The organism is Clostridium sp. AM54-37XD (genome assembly GCF_003478225.1).
Lineage (GTDB): Bacteria > Bacillota > Clostridia > Lachnospirales > Lachnospiraceae > Coprococcus > Coprococcus ammoniilyticus.
Genome location: NZ_QUEV01000005.1, coordinates 138,365 through 153,099, shown reverse-complemented (window position 1 = coordinate 153,099; position 14,735 = coordinate 138,365). Strand labels below are relative to the sequence as shown.

Here is a 14,735-nt window from a genome sequence, read left to right as displayed (position 1 = left end):
GAAAGAATGAGGAATAACTAAATGGTACGTATTGCTATTATAGGAGGTAAGATTGATTCTGGTGGAAAAAAGAATTTAATAATGGAATACTACCGCCATATTGATAGAAATAAGGTGCAGTTTGATTTTATCTGTGATTCAGATTCTCAAGCTATACCAATAGAGGAGATAGAGGCTCTTGGAGGAAGAGTTTATGAAATCAGACCATACCAAAATATTATTGGAAATATGATTGATATTTATAAATTATGTAAAAAAAATCGATATCCGGTAATGCATGCATACAATAGTACCATGAATATATTTCCTATGTTTGTGGCTAAAGTTGCAGGAGTGCCGGTTCGTATATCAGAAAGCTTATCCATGGCTCATGAAGGTGATTGGAAGACGAAAATAAAAATGATTTTACGTCCAATGTCTAAATGGTTTGCCAATTACTATATGTCATGTGGTGATGACTGTGGACGTTGGCAGTTTGGAGATAAACTTTTCGATGATGGGAAGGTAGATGTATTTAAAACTGTCATTAATACTGAGTTTAATGCATTTAATCCAGAACTGAGAGATAAGACAAGAAAAAAATTTGGTTGGGAAGATAAAATTGTAATTGGGCATATTGGTAGATTTACGCCACAGAAAAACTCGGTACATTTGGTTGAAATTTTTGCCGCTATAGCTAAAAAAGAACCTAAAGCGGTTTTATGCTTGATTGGTGATGGTGAATTAAAAAAAGAGATGATGGATAAAATTGATGAGCTTGGTATTAAGAAACAAGTTGAATATCTTGGTCGAAGAGAAGATATCCAACAGTTTTATAATGCTATGGATATATTTCTTCTTCCTTCTTTATATGAAGGTTTACCTGTAGTTGGACTTGAGGCTGAGAGTTGTGGGTTGCCAATGTTTTTCTCGACGGAGGTAACAAGAGAAGCTAATGCTTGTGAGCTAGGGCATTTTATAGATTTAGATGAATCAGAAAGTGTTTGGGCAGATGAGATATTGAAAGCTGCTAGTGAAAATATGCCTATTAGAAAGAGCCATGCTAAAGAAGTGGCAGAGGCAGGGTTTGATTCAGCTTCGGAGGCGATGAGAATGCAGAGATATTATTTTACTGCTATGCAAAAGCAGAAAGCTACGCATATAAAAGAAATTAAGAAGGACTAGTGTTTTGACATGGAAAATAAAAAAATAGGGTTAGCCATTAATTACGATTATCCAGACTATGGTGGGATGCTTCAGGCATATGCCACCTATTATAAATTAGAAAAATTGGGATATGAACCAGAAACATTAAATATTTACAATTTGACGGATTCGATAAAAAAACGCAAAATCAAATATTTTGTAAAGAATATCTTAGATTTTTCTATTGTGAAAGAAAAGGGGCAGGTTGTTTTAAAAAAAATTAGAATTAAACTAAATAAAGAATTTGGAAGTAATATGGCTATTCGCTATAAAGCATTTGAGTTGTTTTGTAAAGAAAATTTTCATACATCTAAGATTTTCAAGGATTGGAATGATATCAGTAAATCTTGTCATTCTTACAAGGCTGTTGTAGTTGGAAGCGATCAATTGTGGCTTCCTTCTAATATTGAAGGTGACTATTATACGTTGAACTTTGTTCCAGATTCAGTGAAGAAAATTGCTTATGCTACTAGTTTTGGTGTGGCAGAAATTCCAAAGATTCAGGAAAAGAAAGTGGCTTATTTTCTTAACAGAATTGATTTTTTATCTGCACGAGAGGAATCTGGCAAGAAAATAATAAAAAAATTCACAGGTCGTAATGTACCGCTTGTTTGTGATCCTGCATTGTTACTGGATGATTCTGAATGGGATGAAATTGCAACACCTAATAGGATTATTAAAGAACCATATATTTTTTGCTATTTTATGGGAAATAATCCTTGGCAAAGGAGGTTCGTGCTTGAATTAAAGAAAAAAACAGAATGTAAAATTGTTAGCTTATTGCATCTTGATCAGTATATAGCTTCTGACGAAAGTTATGTGGATAAATCTCCGTATGACGTGTCGCCAGCTGATTTTTTGAATTTAGTGAAAAATGCTAATTATGTTTGCACAGATTCTTTCCACGGAACAGTATTCTCAATTATATATAAAAGAAATTTTTTCACATTTAAACGGTTTTCAGATAAAGCAACGCTATCTACTAATACAAGAATTGATACTCTGCTTAATCAAATGAAACTTAAGGAAAGATTGGTATTAGAAGGAAATACGGTTAATGAAATGCTTGAAAGAAAAATCAATTTTGAGGTTGTTCAAGAGCACTTGGAAGAGTTTAGAAAAGAATCATTAAGATATCTAGTAGATTCAATTAATAGTTGATTTTATGTAGGAGGCATTTGCTTAGTGAAGTTTGAAAGAAAGGTTTATATTTGCCAGAATAAAAATGAACTAATACGGATGGACAGTACTTCTGGTGGTGTTTTTTCAGCTCTTGCACAGTATGTACTTGATAGAAAAGGCGTAGTATTTGGAGCAGAGTTTGATGATATGTATAGGGTTGTTCATGGAAAGGGAAATGCAGCTGCAGATTTATCCAAATTTAGAGGAAGCAAGTATATCCAAAGTAATATGGGCGACACTTTTAACGAAGTTAAGAATCTGTTGCAAGATAAACGTTGGGTTTTATTTACAGGGACACCATGCCAAGTTGCAGGGTTGAAATCGTTCCTAGAAAAAGATTATGAGAATCTCATACTGATGGACATTGTCTGTTTTTCGGTAGCTTCACCTGGTGTATGGGAGCAATATTTAGTTCACCTTCAGAATACAGGAAAGATTAATTTGAATGAGGTATCCAGAATTAAGTTTAGAGATAAAAGTAGATTTGGATACGAGTATACGCTTATGACTTTTTATGATAAGAAAGGTCACAAGTTATTAGCATCGGGACCGGAAAGTAATCAGATGTTAAGAAGTTTCGTATCCAATACGGCGACAAGACCGTCGTGCTATAAGTGTGCATTTAAAACGGTAGAGCGTGTTAGTGATTTTACAGCATGGGACTGTTATAATATTTTTCAATATAATAAGAAAATGGATGACAATAAGGGAACATCACATTTGATGGTACATAATGAGAAAGCAGCAAATATTCTCGAAGAAATTAAGCAATATTTATTTGTTGTAGAAGTAGACGTTCATGAGGCAATAAAGTCTGAACCTGCAATGACTGAATGTGGGACACCAAATGAAATAAGAGAAGATTTTTTCAAAAGGTTATCAAATAATGAGGATCCATTCAATAGTTATTTTAAGGATTCTGCTAGGATAAAAGTGGAAAGATTATTAAGAACGACACTTTCAAGCATCGGGTTATATAAATATGTAAAAAGAATGCTTAAGGGTTAATGGGAGCAGAGTATATGGGAGAGAAAATTAAAGTTAGTATTGTAGTTCCGGTATATAATGTTCCGGAGAAAGCATTAAGAGATTGTATAGAAAGCTGTATTCATCAAACATTAAAAAATATAGAAATAATTTTAGTTGATGATGGGTCAACAGATAATTCAGGTGTGATTTGTGACGAATATGCTGTAAATGATAATAGAATTAAAGTAGTACATAAGGTAAATGGTGGACTTTCAGCTGCTAGAAATACAGGGTATAGAATGGCTATTGGTGAGTGGATTTTATTCTTAGATAGTGACGACTGGATTGAAGATAAGACGTGCGAAGATAACTATGCTATTGGAATGAAAGAAGGTGTGGATATAGTTATTTTTGGCACTATTCAAGAATTTGGGCACTGTAAGAATCCGTTTAAATATCATTTTGAGAATGGTTCAATATTTATTGGAGAAAAGTGTAAAAAGCTTCAGTGTGAAATTCTTAATTTTACAGGTAATATTGCAACAGCATGGGCAAAGCTCATTAGAAAAAATATTCTTGATAGATATCATGTAGAACACAATGAAATATTAAGACAGGGATCAGAGGGGGTAGAATTCAATATTCGTCTTTTTGAACATATCCGAAGCGCTTATTTTACAAGTAACATATATTATCATTACATCTATAATCCGAATTCTATTTCTGCAAAGCATAATGAACAGAATCATTATTTTGTAATTAAGTGTTTTGAAGAGATTCAAAAACAAATTTCTGTATCGGATAACAAAGATAGTTTAGAGATGCTATTTTATAATCGTTTTGCTTATGTTGTTGTTGCAGCAGCAATTAGTGGATATTTCAGTCCGACTAATAAAGAAAAGTATAAAGTTCAAAAAAAGAAATACTTATTATATCTCAATCAAACATTAGTGAAAAATACACTTTTAAATGTTAAAGCTAAAGATATGGAGTTACAAAGAGCGGTTGTTTTATTTTTGATAAAAAGACATTGTTTTTTTCCATTAAAATTGTTGGCGAAAATTCGTTATAAGCAAAAACATGGAGGTTAAGATGAAAGCAGAAAAAAGGACAGCATGGATTGATATAATGAGGGGCATTCTGATGATAACAATTGTTTGGGGACATGTTTATGATACTGGGATACTTAGGCAGTATTTATATTCATTTCATGTGCCTGCGTTTTTCTTTTTATCTGGTTTTTGTTTTACTTACAGACATAATTTTCGTTCTTTTTTTTATAAGCGATTAAGGACAATTATAATACCTTATTTTTTCTTTTCTGTTGTAAGTATAGTTATTTTTTTTATTTGTAGTAGATTTGTTGGATCATTATCTCAATTGCTAGAGTGTGATCCTGCTACTAATTTGATTGTAATGTTATACGGAAATTCAAAACCAGAGGTTATGCGATATAATTTGCCATTATGGTTTTTACCATGCCTGTTTTTGACTTCGTGTATTGGTTATTGTGAGGAAGCTATCGTAAGCTTAAAGGGGAAGCCGATGAGAATAGTAGCGATATTAATTTTTGCTCTCATTGGTGCTTTTTTTTCAAAACATGAAGATATCGCTTTACCATGGCATTTTGAAACTAGTATATCAATGGCTGTTTGGTTTGTGTTGGGGATTTCATGCAGGGAGTTTACTAATTGTAAAAAGGGATTGAGAATTATTCAACGAATTTGGCCGTTAAGTATTTGTGTTGGAATTGTATGTTGTACATTAAATACTAGAACAGTAGGTGTGCGTAACGAGCATTATGGAATTTTAATATTTTATTATTTGGCAGCTTTTTCAACAATTTTAGGTATAATGGGTTTTTCTATTTTTATCGGTAAAAACTGTATTTTAGAATATATTGGCCGAAATAGTATTGCTATTTTAGGAATTCATAAATTCCCAATTATTATATTTCAAGAAATTATTCCTTTTACAAAAAACATTCTTGAAAAGCCTAATACATTTATTGCTATTGTAGTAGGTGGTGGAGTTTGTTTTATTGCAATTGGTATATCATTAATTGGTAATATTGTTCTAAAGAAAATAATGCCTTGGACTATTGGAATAAATAGATTTAGTAATGCTAGATGAGTTGAATAAAAATAAAAAGAAATTATTTGATATGATTCATTATAATAACCTGATAGATTATAGGCAATGTGTTTTATAATGAACAAAGTATAGACATTGACAAGTAGAAATTTTTATTTTATTGTTCTAAACGACGTTGATTTTATTATCCATATTAATTCAAAAGTATAGAGTATTCATTGTAATTATCTTCTTTCTTTGTAAGAGCAAAATGACTTATCTATCAAGCAACTATAACTGGTTTAGTAGGATGAAAAAGAACTGTTACCTGACTGTTACTGGGATAATTATATTATGTATTTAAGTAAATATATTAAACAAAGGAAACTGTAAATTTATATATAAGGTACGGTATTTAGAAGATACTATATAAGTGGTGAAAAGATATATGAAAAAAATAGCAATAATAACAATGCATGCGGTGAAAAATTATGGTTCAGTACTGCAGACATATGCGACACAAAGATTGTTCCAAAAACGAGAATTAGAACCAGTGGTTATTGATTATCGAAGACCTTGGGACACAGGGAAGGCATATTATTTCGATATAAAAAATAAAACATGGAAAGATATTGTTAGACAAATAGTTTATTTTCCGTCAAAGTTCAGACAAAAAAAAGTATTTGGAGATTTTTTGCAAAAATATATTAACTTGACAAAATACACTTATCATAATATAAGTGATTTTGAAAGACATCCGTGTATAGCGGATATTTATTGTACGGGAAGTGATCAAGTTTGGAATAGCGGTTGGAATCGTGGCGTAAAAGAGGAATTTTTTCTAACATTTGTCAAAGAGGGGAAAAAGAAAATTTCTTATGCAGCTAGTATTGGAAAAGAAGAAATAGAAAATGATGAAAAGCTAAAAATAAAAAAGTATTTATCTACATATAGTGCGGTTTCAGTTCGTGAAAGATCATCAGTAAATCTTTTAAATGCTTTAGGAATTCAAGATGTTAATTTAGTTATTGATCCAACGTTGCAATTATCACAAGAAGAATGGAGAGAACTATTAAAAACAAAAGAGAGAAGATATAGAAACTATGTTTTATTAGTTCAATTAAATAGAAATAGAGAGTTTGATGTGTTCGCTCAACGATTTGCAAAAGAAAACAATAAAACTTTACTTAGACTTTGTTTAAGACTTGATCAAATAGTGTTACCAGGGAAAGCAGTTGTTATTCCGGATGTTACAGATTATTTATGGCTTATTGATAATGCGGATTATGTCTTAACTGATTCCTTTCATGCAGTTTCTTTTTCTTTGAATTTTGAGAAAAATTTTTATGCTGTTCTTCCTAAGAAGTATTCTTCGAGAATTGTCAGTATCTTGAATGATTTGAATTTGGAAAAAAGAATAGTTAGCGATTATACTTTAGCCCAAGGGCAAGTTGAAGATATAGAATATACAAAGGTTAACGAAAAAATAGCGGAACTGAGAAGACAGTCAGATAAGTACATAGATTTTGCGTTGAATTAATAGCATTTGTTGGGAGATGTTGTATGGCACCATTTATAATTGGTTTTTCCATTGTATCGTTATCTGCGATATATTGTAAATTTGGAATAAAAAGGGATGAAAGTTCAAAAATTTTTATGGGAATTTCGTTTGTTGTATTATTTTTTATTATGGGATTTCGTAATCCTTTAATGGGGACGGACTCTATTATGTACAATAATATTTTCATGCGAATTGGACAACAACATTCTATTCGGGAAGCATTTAGTGCATCAGGTATTTCAGCACCGGGATACGTTATTTTTTGTAGAGTAATTTATAAGTTTTTTCCAAACTATCAAGCAAGAATTATTGGAACTTCGTTAATTATTCTATTTGGTATATTTAGATATATAAAAAAATCGTCCAAAGATGTATATTTGTCAATAATCTTATTCATGACATTGACTTTCTATGTGCAAAGTTTTAATATTTCTAGACAATATATGGCGATTGCTATTCTTCTTAATGCATTTGTTGAATGGTATAGGAATAAAAAAAGTGTATTAGGCTGGGTATTGTTTTTTGTTGCGCTTTCTATTCATACAACATCAATTGTTGGATTAGCTGCATGGATATTGATAGGAAATAATATCGATTTTATGGATAAGAAGCAAATTAGAAACTGATTGTTAAGAGCATTCTTCTTGGAATGGTTGTAATTGTATCTCAAACACAATTACTTAGTGTATTTTTGCGAATGTTTCCGATGTATAGTAATTATTTCGGTGGTAGAGCATTAAATCAGTTTAATGATCAGGGACAGGGGCGTACAATTATTATTATTTTTGGATATCTTGCAATAGTGATATATTCTGTTTTTTTGATAAGAAGAAAGAGTAGCCACCTTGAGGGGAGAATATATGCAGGGGAGCAGCTCCCAGTAATGCTTTTTGCTGTTATAATTGGTATTCTTGGTGCTGCTTATCCAACTGTTTTGAGAATGAATATTTTCTTTACTATTACAGCAATTTCATTTATTCCAAATACCTTTATTCTTGATGGGCGTTCAAATAGAAGAATTTTAAGTGCACTAACTATTACTTTGACTTTTGCGTTTTTAGCTATTTATATGATAGAAGATAAGAGTGATGTTATCCCATATATGTTTTTTTGGAGCTGAATGAAATAAGGAAGGGAATGTAAAATGGGAAGATTTAAATATTTAATGAAAAATACTCTCCTTTTCGCCTTAGGAAGCTTTGGATCCAGAATTGTTGTTTTTCTACTTGTTCCGTTATATACAGGGGTGTTGTTGCCAGAAGAATACGGTACTGTGGATTTGTTATTTACTTTATGTACAATTTTAGGTCCGATTATTACATTGAATATTAGCGAAGGCGTGATGAGATTCTGCCTAGATAAAGATGCTGACAGAGAAAAAATTTTAGCAAATACTTTTTTTATCATATTATTTGGTGCAGTCATAGGGATGCTATTAGTACCTATTTCAAGATTATGTTCAATATCTGTAGGATATGGAGTGTTGTTATATTCATGTAGTTTGTTTATTGCATGTGCTCAAGTATTTCTTTATTATTTACGAGGAATCGAGAAACCATTTCTTTACTCTGTAGGATGTATAATTCAAACTTTTTTTATAGCGTTTTTTAGTATTCTCTTTTTAGTGATTTTGAAATGGGGGATACGTGGATATTTTAGAGCATATTTATGTGCTAATATGATAACTTGTTTATATTGCATGATTGTTGGTGAAATTAAAATCATTGATATATGTAAGAAAGGAATCGACAAGAGTCTACTGAATTCAATGCTGAAGTATTCTATTGCACTTATTCCTAACACATTTATGTGGTGGATAATGAATGCATCAGATAGAGTAATGGTGAGTACAATGATAGGAACGGCTGCAAATGGGTTATATTCTGTATCCTATAAAATTCCGGGATTGGTTTCAGTTTGCAATACAATTTTTAATCAAGCTTGGTCATATTCAGCGATAAAAGAATCAGATAGTCAGGATCGTGTGGAATATGCAAGTAGAGTATTCGAAATACTAGCTATATTTTCTGCAACAGTTTCAATCATAATTTTGATATTTTTAAAACCAGTTATGAGAATGTATGTTCAGGAATCATATTATATGGCATGGAAATATTCACCTATTCTTTTACTAGGTAATTATTTTTTGATCCTTGGCTCATTTGTAGGATCAACAACCTATACCGTGGATAAAAATAGTGTCGGAATGTTGAAATCAGGGGTAGTAGGAGCAATTCCCAATATCATATTAAATGCGATTTTAATTCCAATAATTGGTATCAGTGGTGCAGCAATAGCGACATGTATCAGTTATTTTATTGTAACGGCATACCGTATATATGATACTTATAACGACTTTCCGCTTAGATGGTCATCAGTCAATATAAATATTGCACATATTACGATGATAGTTGCAACATTATTATGTTATCTAGCGGAGCCATATAGTGAAATAGCTTTGTCATTTGTTTTATTTTTTGTGCTTTTTCACTATAGAAGGCTTCTTCTTAATAGTATTGTAAAGGAATTACTTAGAAAAAGGTAAATTAACTCGAGGAAGACATCATAGATGAGGGTACCTATTTATTAAAAGAAAGGAAAATAAATGAGAGAGCATGATTATTTTTTGGATATAGCTAGAGGAATTGCATGTGTTCTTGTGGTTGTGGGACATATATCATCCACTCCATCATTAATACATACATGGATTTATTCATTTCATATGCCTTTATTTTTTATTATTTCTGGTATAATTTTAAACACAAAGGGATCATTTAAAGATTTTTTACTGAAGAGAATAAAGAGATTATTAGTTCCCTATTTTTTACTGAATATATTAGTATGGCTAATGGAAAATATTATTAAAATTACTATGTCCTTTATAGGCTTGGCAGTGTTTAATAAGAAAAAAGCTATAAATGATTTGCTTGGTGTTGTATTAGGATGGAGATTAACTGATTATTACTATATTCTATGGTTTGTGATTAGTTTGTTTTTTGGGTTACTTCTTACTTATGCAATACTACAAATAGTACATAATAACAAGGTAATTTTCTTAATGGGGGTAGTCTTGATTTTAATATCGCCATGTGTATGGAAAATTGTTGGTGGATTACCATATAGTATTGATACATTGCCAATATCAGCAGGCTTTATTCTTATAGGGAATTCAGCAAATAATTACATAAAACGAACAGTTACAGAAAAAAGCGGTTTCAAAGGAATTCTCAGTTTATTAATTAATTGTATAGTTGCTGTAAGTGCTTCGAGAATCTGGGGTGATGTAGATATTTACAATTGCCAAATTGGTCAAGTGTTCATTTTTATTTTTACATCTATACTAGGAAGTCTTGCTATTATTCTGATTTCGAAAGAAATTGAGAGAAATAGGATAATAGAATTTTTATCTGCTAATACACTTGCTTTTTATGCTTTTCAAAATAAAATTGTAATTCCCATATGTGAAAAAGTGGTTCATTTTATTGATAAGTTTTTAGACGTGAATTTATTCTATTATGTGGAGTGGGTGTTTAGTGCAGTTTTGACTATTATAATTTTGGCAATAATCAGTATTTTCATAAATAGATATATTCCTTGTGCGGTGGGGAAAAAAAAGGATAAAAGGATATATGAAAAAAATTACTGTGCACATAATTAGTATAAATGGTGTAAGAATTGCTATTGCGGCAGATTTGCAAGAGAGGTTATAGTAAAATAAAGAAAAATTTTAGTTAATTAAATCCGAACTTTTTTGTTAGATAATATCTAAAAAAGAGCACTAGAGGTAGAAAATTTTGGGGGATGGAAAATAGTTTGTAGAGAATAAATGATTATGTGACAAAATAGGTATAATAATGAATTTGCTGGATCTGGGAACTACACAGGGTATGTTAAACTTGTTCCCAGAAATTGCTCTAATTATTATATATGTTGGTAACAGGAAATAGTATTTTACTGAAGGTTATGATTATTTGTTTTAGACAAGGGAGGAAAAGTGCTTTATATCCATAGACGTATTAAATAATGCATTTATGTTTCACATAGGGAATTTATGAGAACTATATTTATATTTTTATGATTGGAAGGATATAATGATGAATGTTAATCAGATATTAAAATCAAATCCCGTAATAAGATGCTTTGGGAAAAAGGTGAAAATTTATAATGAGTTTTGTCACGATGCTCAGAACTTTGCTAAATATTATGTAGAATCAGCAGAAAAAAGTGGTGATTATAGATATAGTATTATGCTTTTGGTGCATAGTCTTGAAAAAGGTATGTGTATGCCTAATCCTAGGCCATTTGGTTTTGATAAAGTCAGAGATCTAATGAGGCTGCTTGGAAATTATTCAGAAAAGAGCTGTTTTGAATATGAAGTTGGAGTATCAGTTTTAAATGCATGGAAAGTTTTTTTTGAAGAACATAATTGGCAATCTGAAAAATACTACAAAGAAGTGGTTGCATTTTTGTCAACAAAGAAGTTTGTTTATGAAACTGGATATAAGAAGTATTTACCAGTTATAGAGTTAGAGAATGAAGAAGATTTTGAGAAAATAATATTTTCAAGGCATTCTGTTAGAGACTATAAGGATGAACCAATAAAAAACAAAGACTTAAAATTGGCATTAAAAGCATTTGTTGAGACTCCAACTGCATGTAATCGACAGATGTGTAGAGTGATTGGGGTTAAAGATACTAAAATAAAAACTGAACTTAATAAGGTTATTATTGGTTTGCCAGGATTTAATAAGGAACATGTAAACTTCTTTATTATCACATATGATCTTGCGGCATTTGCTTATTCAGGAGAGAGACAACAAGGTCTTTTGAATACTGGTCTTTGTACTATGAATTTTGTAAACGCGTTACATGCCAAAGGGATTGGTTCATGTTGTTTACAATGGTCTAATAAGCATTCGGAAGATAGAAGAATCAGAAAATTGTTAGGGTTAAAGGATAGCGAAAGAATCGGTGTTATTGTGGGAGCCGGATATTATCTTCCAGAGAATACTATCCCTTGTTCTGTAAGAAGACCTATCAGTGATATTTACATAGAAGTATGAGAATAAGTTAATAAAAGTATTAAAGTTAAAAGTGTATATCTTATAAAGTAACAAGCATGAATATACTATTTATTTCATATGCAATCTTTATTATTTTAATAATTAGGAGCATCAAGTCATCATAGGTGAACTTTTTAAATATCATCATGTTTAAAAATATATATGACGATTAAGTACGATATTGATATACCGCTTAACGCTAGACTTGATATCACTATTAATTGTCAACCTAGTAATAGGTTTTCTATGATAGCGGTGCCTTTAAACTAACTGAGTTGATATTTTTGATAGGTGCTGTTTATTTATCAAGGTTTATTCATGCAAAAAATAGTAATCGTGAGGAATTAATCTGAAATATTTCCAAGCAAGTAAGAAAAATGTTTAAATCAAATAATCGTTCATTTTTTTAAGATGTGCTATACTTGAAAAATATACAGATAGGAGCGTGATTATGAAAAAATTGCCAATATTATATGAAAGTAAAGAAGATTGTTGTGGTTGTACTGCATGTTATGCCATATGTCCCAAAGGAGCAATTACAATGGTGCCGGATGAAGAGGGATTTGATTATCCGCAAGTCGATTCAGAAAAATGTGTGAGTTGTTATATGTGTATGAAAGTATGTCCAATTAAGAAAGTAAGAAAATCTTTATAAAAATATTGAGAAAACATAATAAATATATTTTGCGTTTTAATAGGATAGAAAAATAGAATTTTGTATTCTGTTACAATAGAATAGATGGTTGAATTTTGAGTGTGTGAAACTTTTTCTGTAAATATCTAATGACAACAAGGTCTTCTATGGTAAAATATAAATCATAGGAGGCCTTTTATTATGGCAAGAAGAGAAAAGAAACCTGTACATAAAGTAGTAATGACAGAAGGAAAGCGCAACATCATTCAACAGCTTCTTCAGGAGTATGATATTGAATAAACGCTCCATAGCCGGTACCTATCCATCTTACCCGAATTTTTTTATAATTACCTCAACTAGTTGGAAAATAAGAACGAAAACTCCAAATATTCGGGAGGTAGATTATGGCAACACGACTTGCTATTCGGGAAAAGCAGTTAGAGACCTGGGCTGCGATTATTCAGGAATGCAGGAACAACGGTATGACAACAAAGGACCGGCTTGCTGAAAATAACATATCAAAGGATCAGTATTACTACTGGTTCAAGCGCTGAGACTTGCGGCGTGCATGCAGTCCTCTGGTCCTCAACCAAAATTGCCAGTTGAATCGGAGAAGTCACAGATAGTCAAGTTGGAATGCGCTGATTATCAGAATAACCTTGATTCATGCAGCAATTCAAGAATAAGGATAGACCGCGGCAGCATACACATAGAGATCGATGGCGGTGCTGCTCCCGCAGTGATCCGCTCCATCATGGAGGTCCTTGTAGATGCTGAATGATGCAGTTGGTTTTTCTGAAATATACATAGTATGTGGCAGAACAGATCTGAGGTATGGTATAGACAGCCTTGCCGGAGTCCTCAGATCCCTTGGCATTGAGAACCCTGCAACAGCAGGTACGCTTTACCTATTCTGCGGAAGAAGATCTGACAGGATCAAAGGACTTGTATGGGAAGGTGATGGATTTCTACTCCTGTACAAGAAACTTGCAAATGGTTCATTTCAGTGGCCGCGCAATGCAAGCAAAGTTAAAAGTCTCACACCAAAACAATTCAGATGGCTGATGGAGGGGCTTACTATAGAACCACGAAAGGCAGTTAAAGAAGTATCTTTCGAATATATGAGCTGATAAATATTTGTGCATAATGGAGAAAAATATATCTTGGAAGGCCTGCAGGAAGTAAAAGCTATATGTGGGTATATAGAACAGGGAAATATCAGTCGGACAGGCAGGTAATACTTTACGATTATCAAAAGACAAGGAAGGCTGATCACCCAAGGGAATTCCTTAAGGATTTCAGAGGAGTATGTGTAACAGATGGATATCAGGTATATCATACACTGGAAGGAGAACTGGAAGATCTTGAGATATCAGGCTGCTGGGCACACAGCCGCAGACGGTATGATGAAGCAGTTAAGTCACTTCCGAAAAGTGAACAGAAAATGAGTCTGGCCTATCTTGCCCTTTCACAGATACAGCAGATCTATCATGAAGAGGCTAAGCTTCAGGATATGTCACCGGCGGAGAGACGAAAACATCGGCAGAAATTTATCAAGCCACTTGTAGATGCATATTTTAACTGGATCCGTATAAACATAGATAAGGTCATGCCCAAGAGCAAGACTCACAATGGAATGACCTATTCACTTAACCAGGAAAAATATCTCAGGAGATTTCTGGATGATGGAGAGATCCCGATAGATAATAATGCCGCAGAACAAAGTATCAGAAGTTTCTGTATCGGTAAAAAAAACTGGGGCATGTGTGACACAATAAATGGAGCCAAGTCCAGTGCCATAATATACAGCCTTGTAGAAACAGCAAAAGCAAACAAGCTCAGACTGTATGAATACTTTAACTATCTTCTTACAGAAATCCCGGAACACATGATGATAAGAACAATGATTTCTGCGAGAAACTTCTGCCCTAGTCAGCTGAACTCCTTGCAGAATGCAGGAAATAATACAGAAATAAAGCCGCTCAGACGAGCGGCTAATTATAGTGGGGTACTTACAGTGGAACGTTTACATTGTTTTGAAAATTAAGATGTTTGAAAGAGGAATATA

The 14,735-nt window shown here is 32.2% G+C and carries 15 protein-coding genes; all 15 read left to right on the top strand.

Annotated elements, in window-relative coordinates; genetic code table 11:
- The first annotated feature begins 21 nt into the window (after window positions 1-21).
- The 15 genes from DXA07_RS06425 to DXA07_RS06355 all read left to right on the top strand — a co-directional run bounded on the left by DXA07_RS06425 (window position 22) and on the right by DXA07_RS06355 (window position 14,714).
- Window positions 22-1,164 (top strand): glycosyltransferase, encoded by a 1,143-nt coding sequence (locus DXA07_RS06425; protein ID WP_118483921.1) that lies wholly within the window; start codon window positions 22-24, stop codon window positions 1,162-1,164.
- Window positions 1,165-1,173: 9 nt separating this feature from the next.
- Window positions 1,174-2,346: a polysaccharide pyruvyl transferase family protein gene (locus DXA07_RS06420; protein ID WP_118483919.1), complete on the top strand. Its 1,173-nt coding sequence runs from the start codon at window positions 1,174-1,176 to the stop codon at window positions 2,344-2,346.
- 24 nt (window positions 2,347-2,370) lie between these two features.
- Window positions 2,371-3,375 carry a Coenzyme F420 hydrogenase/dehydrogenase, beta subunit C-terminal domain gene (locus DXA07_RS06415; RefSeq protein ID WP_118483917.1) on the top strand — a complete coding sequence of 335 codons (1,005 nt, stop codon included), beginning with the start codon at window positions 2,371-2,373 and terminating at the stop codon, window positions 3,373-3,375.
- 14 nt (window positions 3,376-3,389) lie between these two features.
- A complete protein-coding gene (locus DXA07_RS06410; RefSeq protein ID WP_118483916.1) occupies window positions 3,390-4,427 on the top strand; it encodes a glycosyltransferase family 2 protein in 1,038 nt (345 codons plus the stop codon).
- 1 nt (window position 4,428) lies between these two features.
- Window positions 4,429-5,469, top strand: a complete 1,041-nt coding sequence (locus DXA07_RS06405) for an acyltransferase family protein (RefSeq protein ID WP_182429572.1) — start codon at window positions 4,429-4,431, stop codon at window positions 5,467-5,469.
- A 388-nt stretch (window positions 5,470-5,857) separates the two neighbouring features.
- Window positions 5,858-6,949, top strand: coding sequence for a polysaccharide pyruvyl transferase family protein (locus DXA07_RS06400; protein WP_118483912.1), 1,092 nt, complete (start codon window positions 5,858-5,860; stop codon window positions 6,947-6,949).
- 23 nt (window positions 6,950-6,972) lie between these two features.
- Window positions 6,973-7,596, top strand: coding sequence for an EpsG family protein (locus DXA07_RS13700; protein ID WP_118483910.1), 624 nt, complete (start codon window positions 6,973-6,975; stop codon window positions 7,594-7,596).
- Window positions 7,597-7,619: 23 nt separating this feature from the next.
- A complete protein-coding gene (locus tag DXA07_RS13695; RefSeq protein ID WP_118483908.1) occupies window positions 7,620-8,090 on the top strand; it encodes an EpsG family protein in 471 nt (156 codons plus the stop codon).
- Window positions 8,091-8,114: 24 nt separating this feature from the next.
- Window positions 8,115-9,515, top strand: coding sequence for an oligosaccharide flippase family protein (locus tag DXA07_RS06385; protein ID WP_118483906.1), 1,401 nt, complete (start codon window positions 8,115-8,117; stop codon window positions 9,513-9,515).
- A 60-nt stretch (window positions 9,516-9,575) separates the two neighbouring features.
- Complete coding sequence (locus tag DXA07_RS06380) at window positions 9,576-10,628, top strand: acyltransferase family protein (RefSeq protein ID WP_118483904.1); 1,053 nt, start codon at window positions 9,576-9,578, stop codon at window positions 10,626-10,628.
- A gap of 433 nt (window positions 10,629-11,061) precedes the next feature.
- Window positions 11,062-12,033, top strand: coding sequence for a nitroreductase family protein (locus tag DXA07_RS06375; RefSeq protein ID WP_118483902.1), 972 nt, complete (start codon window positions 11,062-11,064; stop codon window positions 12,031-12,033).
- Between the two features lie 451 nt (window positions 12,034-12,484).
- Window positions 12,485-12,688, top strand: a complete 204-nt coding sequence (locus DXA07_RS06370) for a 4Fe-4S dicluster domain-containing protein (protein WP_182427523.1) — start codon at window positions 12,485-12,487, stop codon at window positions 12,686-12,688.
- A gap of 383 nt (window positions 12,689-13,071) precedes the next feature.
- Window positions 13,072-13,221 carry a hypothetical protein gene (locus DXA07_RS13040; protein ID WP_182427521.1) on the top strand — a complete coding sequence of 50 codons (150 nt, stop codon included), beginning with the start codon at window positions 13,072-13,074 and terminating at the stop codon, window positions 13,219-13,221.
- 216 nt (window positions 13,222-13,437) lie between these two features.
- Complete coding sequence (gene tnpB, locus DXA07_RS06360; RefSeq protein ID WP_118483898.1) at window positions 13,438-13,797, top strand: IS66 family insertion sequence element accessory protein TnpB; 360 nt, start codon at window positions 13,438-13,440, stop codon at window positions 13,795-13,797.
- A gap of 62 nt (window positions 13,798-13,859) precedes the next feature.
- A complete protein-coding gene (locus DXA07_RS06355) occupies window positions 13,860-14,714 on the top strand; it encodes an IS66 family transposase (RefSeq protein WP_348980771.1) in 855 nt (284 codons plus the stop codon).
- Window positions 14,715-14,735: the final 21 nt, after the last annotated feature.

Coding starts and splice junctions, on each gene's coding strand:
- DXA07_RS06425 (WP_118483921.1), top strand. CDS start 22: ATGGTACGTATTGCTATTATAGGAGGTAAGATTGATTCTGGTGGAAAA.
- DXA07_RS06420 (WP_118483919.1), top strand. CDS start 1,174: ATGGAAAATAAAAAAATAGGGTTAGCCATTAATTACGATTATCCAGAC.
- DXA07_RS06410 (WP_118483916.1), top strand. CDS start 3,390: ATGGGAGAGAAAATTAAAGTTAGTATTGTAGTTCCGGTATATAATGTT.
- DXA07_RS06405 (WP_182429572.1), top strand. CDS start 4,429: ATGAAAGCAGAAAAAAGGACAGCATGGATTGATATAATGAGGGGCATT.
- DXA07_RS06400 (WP_118483912.1), top strand. CDS start 5,858: ATGAAAAAAATAGCAATAATAACAATGCATGCGGTGAAAAATTATGGT.
- DXA07_RS13700 (WP_118483910.1), top strand. CDS start 6,973: ATGGCACCATTTATAATTGGTTTTTCCATTGTATCGTTATCTGCGATA.
- DXA07_RS13695 (WP_118483908.1), top strand. CDS start 7,620: ATGGTTGTAATTGTATCTCAAACACAATTACTTAGTGTATTTTTGCGA.
- DXA07_RS06385 (WP_118483906.1), top strand. CDS start 8,115: ATGGGAAGATTTAAATATTTAATGAAAAATACTCTCCTTTTCGCCTTA.
- DXA07_RS06380 (WP_118483904.1), top strand. CDS start 9,576: ATGAGAGAGCATGATTATTTTTTGGATATAGCTAGAGGAATTGCATGT.
- DXA07_RS06375 (WP_118483902.1), top strand. CDS start 11,062: ATGATGAATGTTAATCAGATATTAAAATCAAATCCCGTAATAAGATGC.
- DXA07_RS06370 (WP_182427523.1), top strand. CDS start 12,485: ATGAAAAAATTGCCAATATTATATGAAAGTAAAGAAGATTGTTGTGGT.
- DXA07_RS13040 (WP_182427521.1), top strand. CDS start 13,072: ATGGCAACACGACTTGCTATTCGGGAAAAGCAGTTAGAGACCTGGGCT.
- tnpB (WP_118483898.1), top strand. CDS start 13,438: ATGCTGAATGATGCAGTTGGTTTTTCTGAAATATACATAGTATGTGGC.
- DXA07_RS06355 (WP_348980771.1), top strand. CDS start 13,860: ATGTGGGTATATAGAACAGGGAAATATCAGTCGGACAGGCAGGTAATA.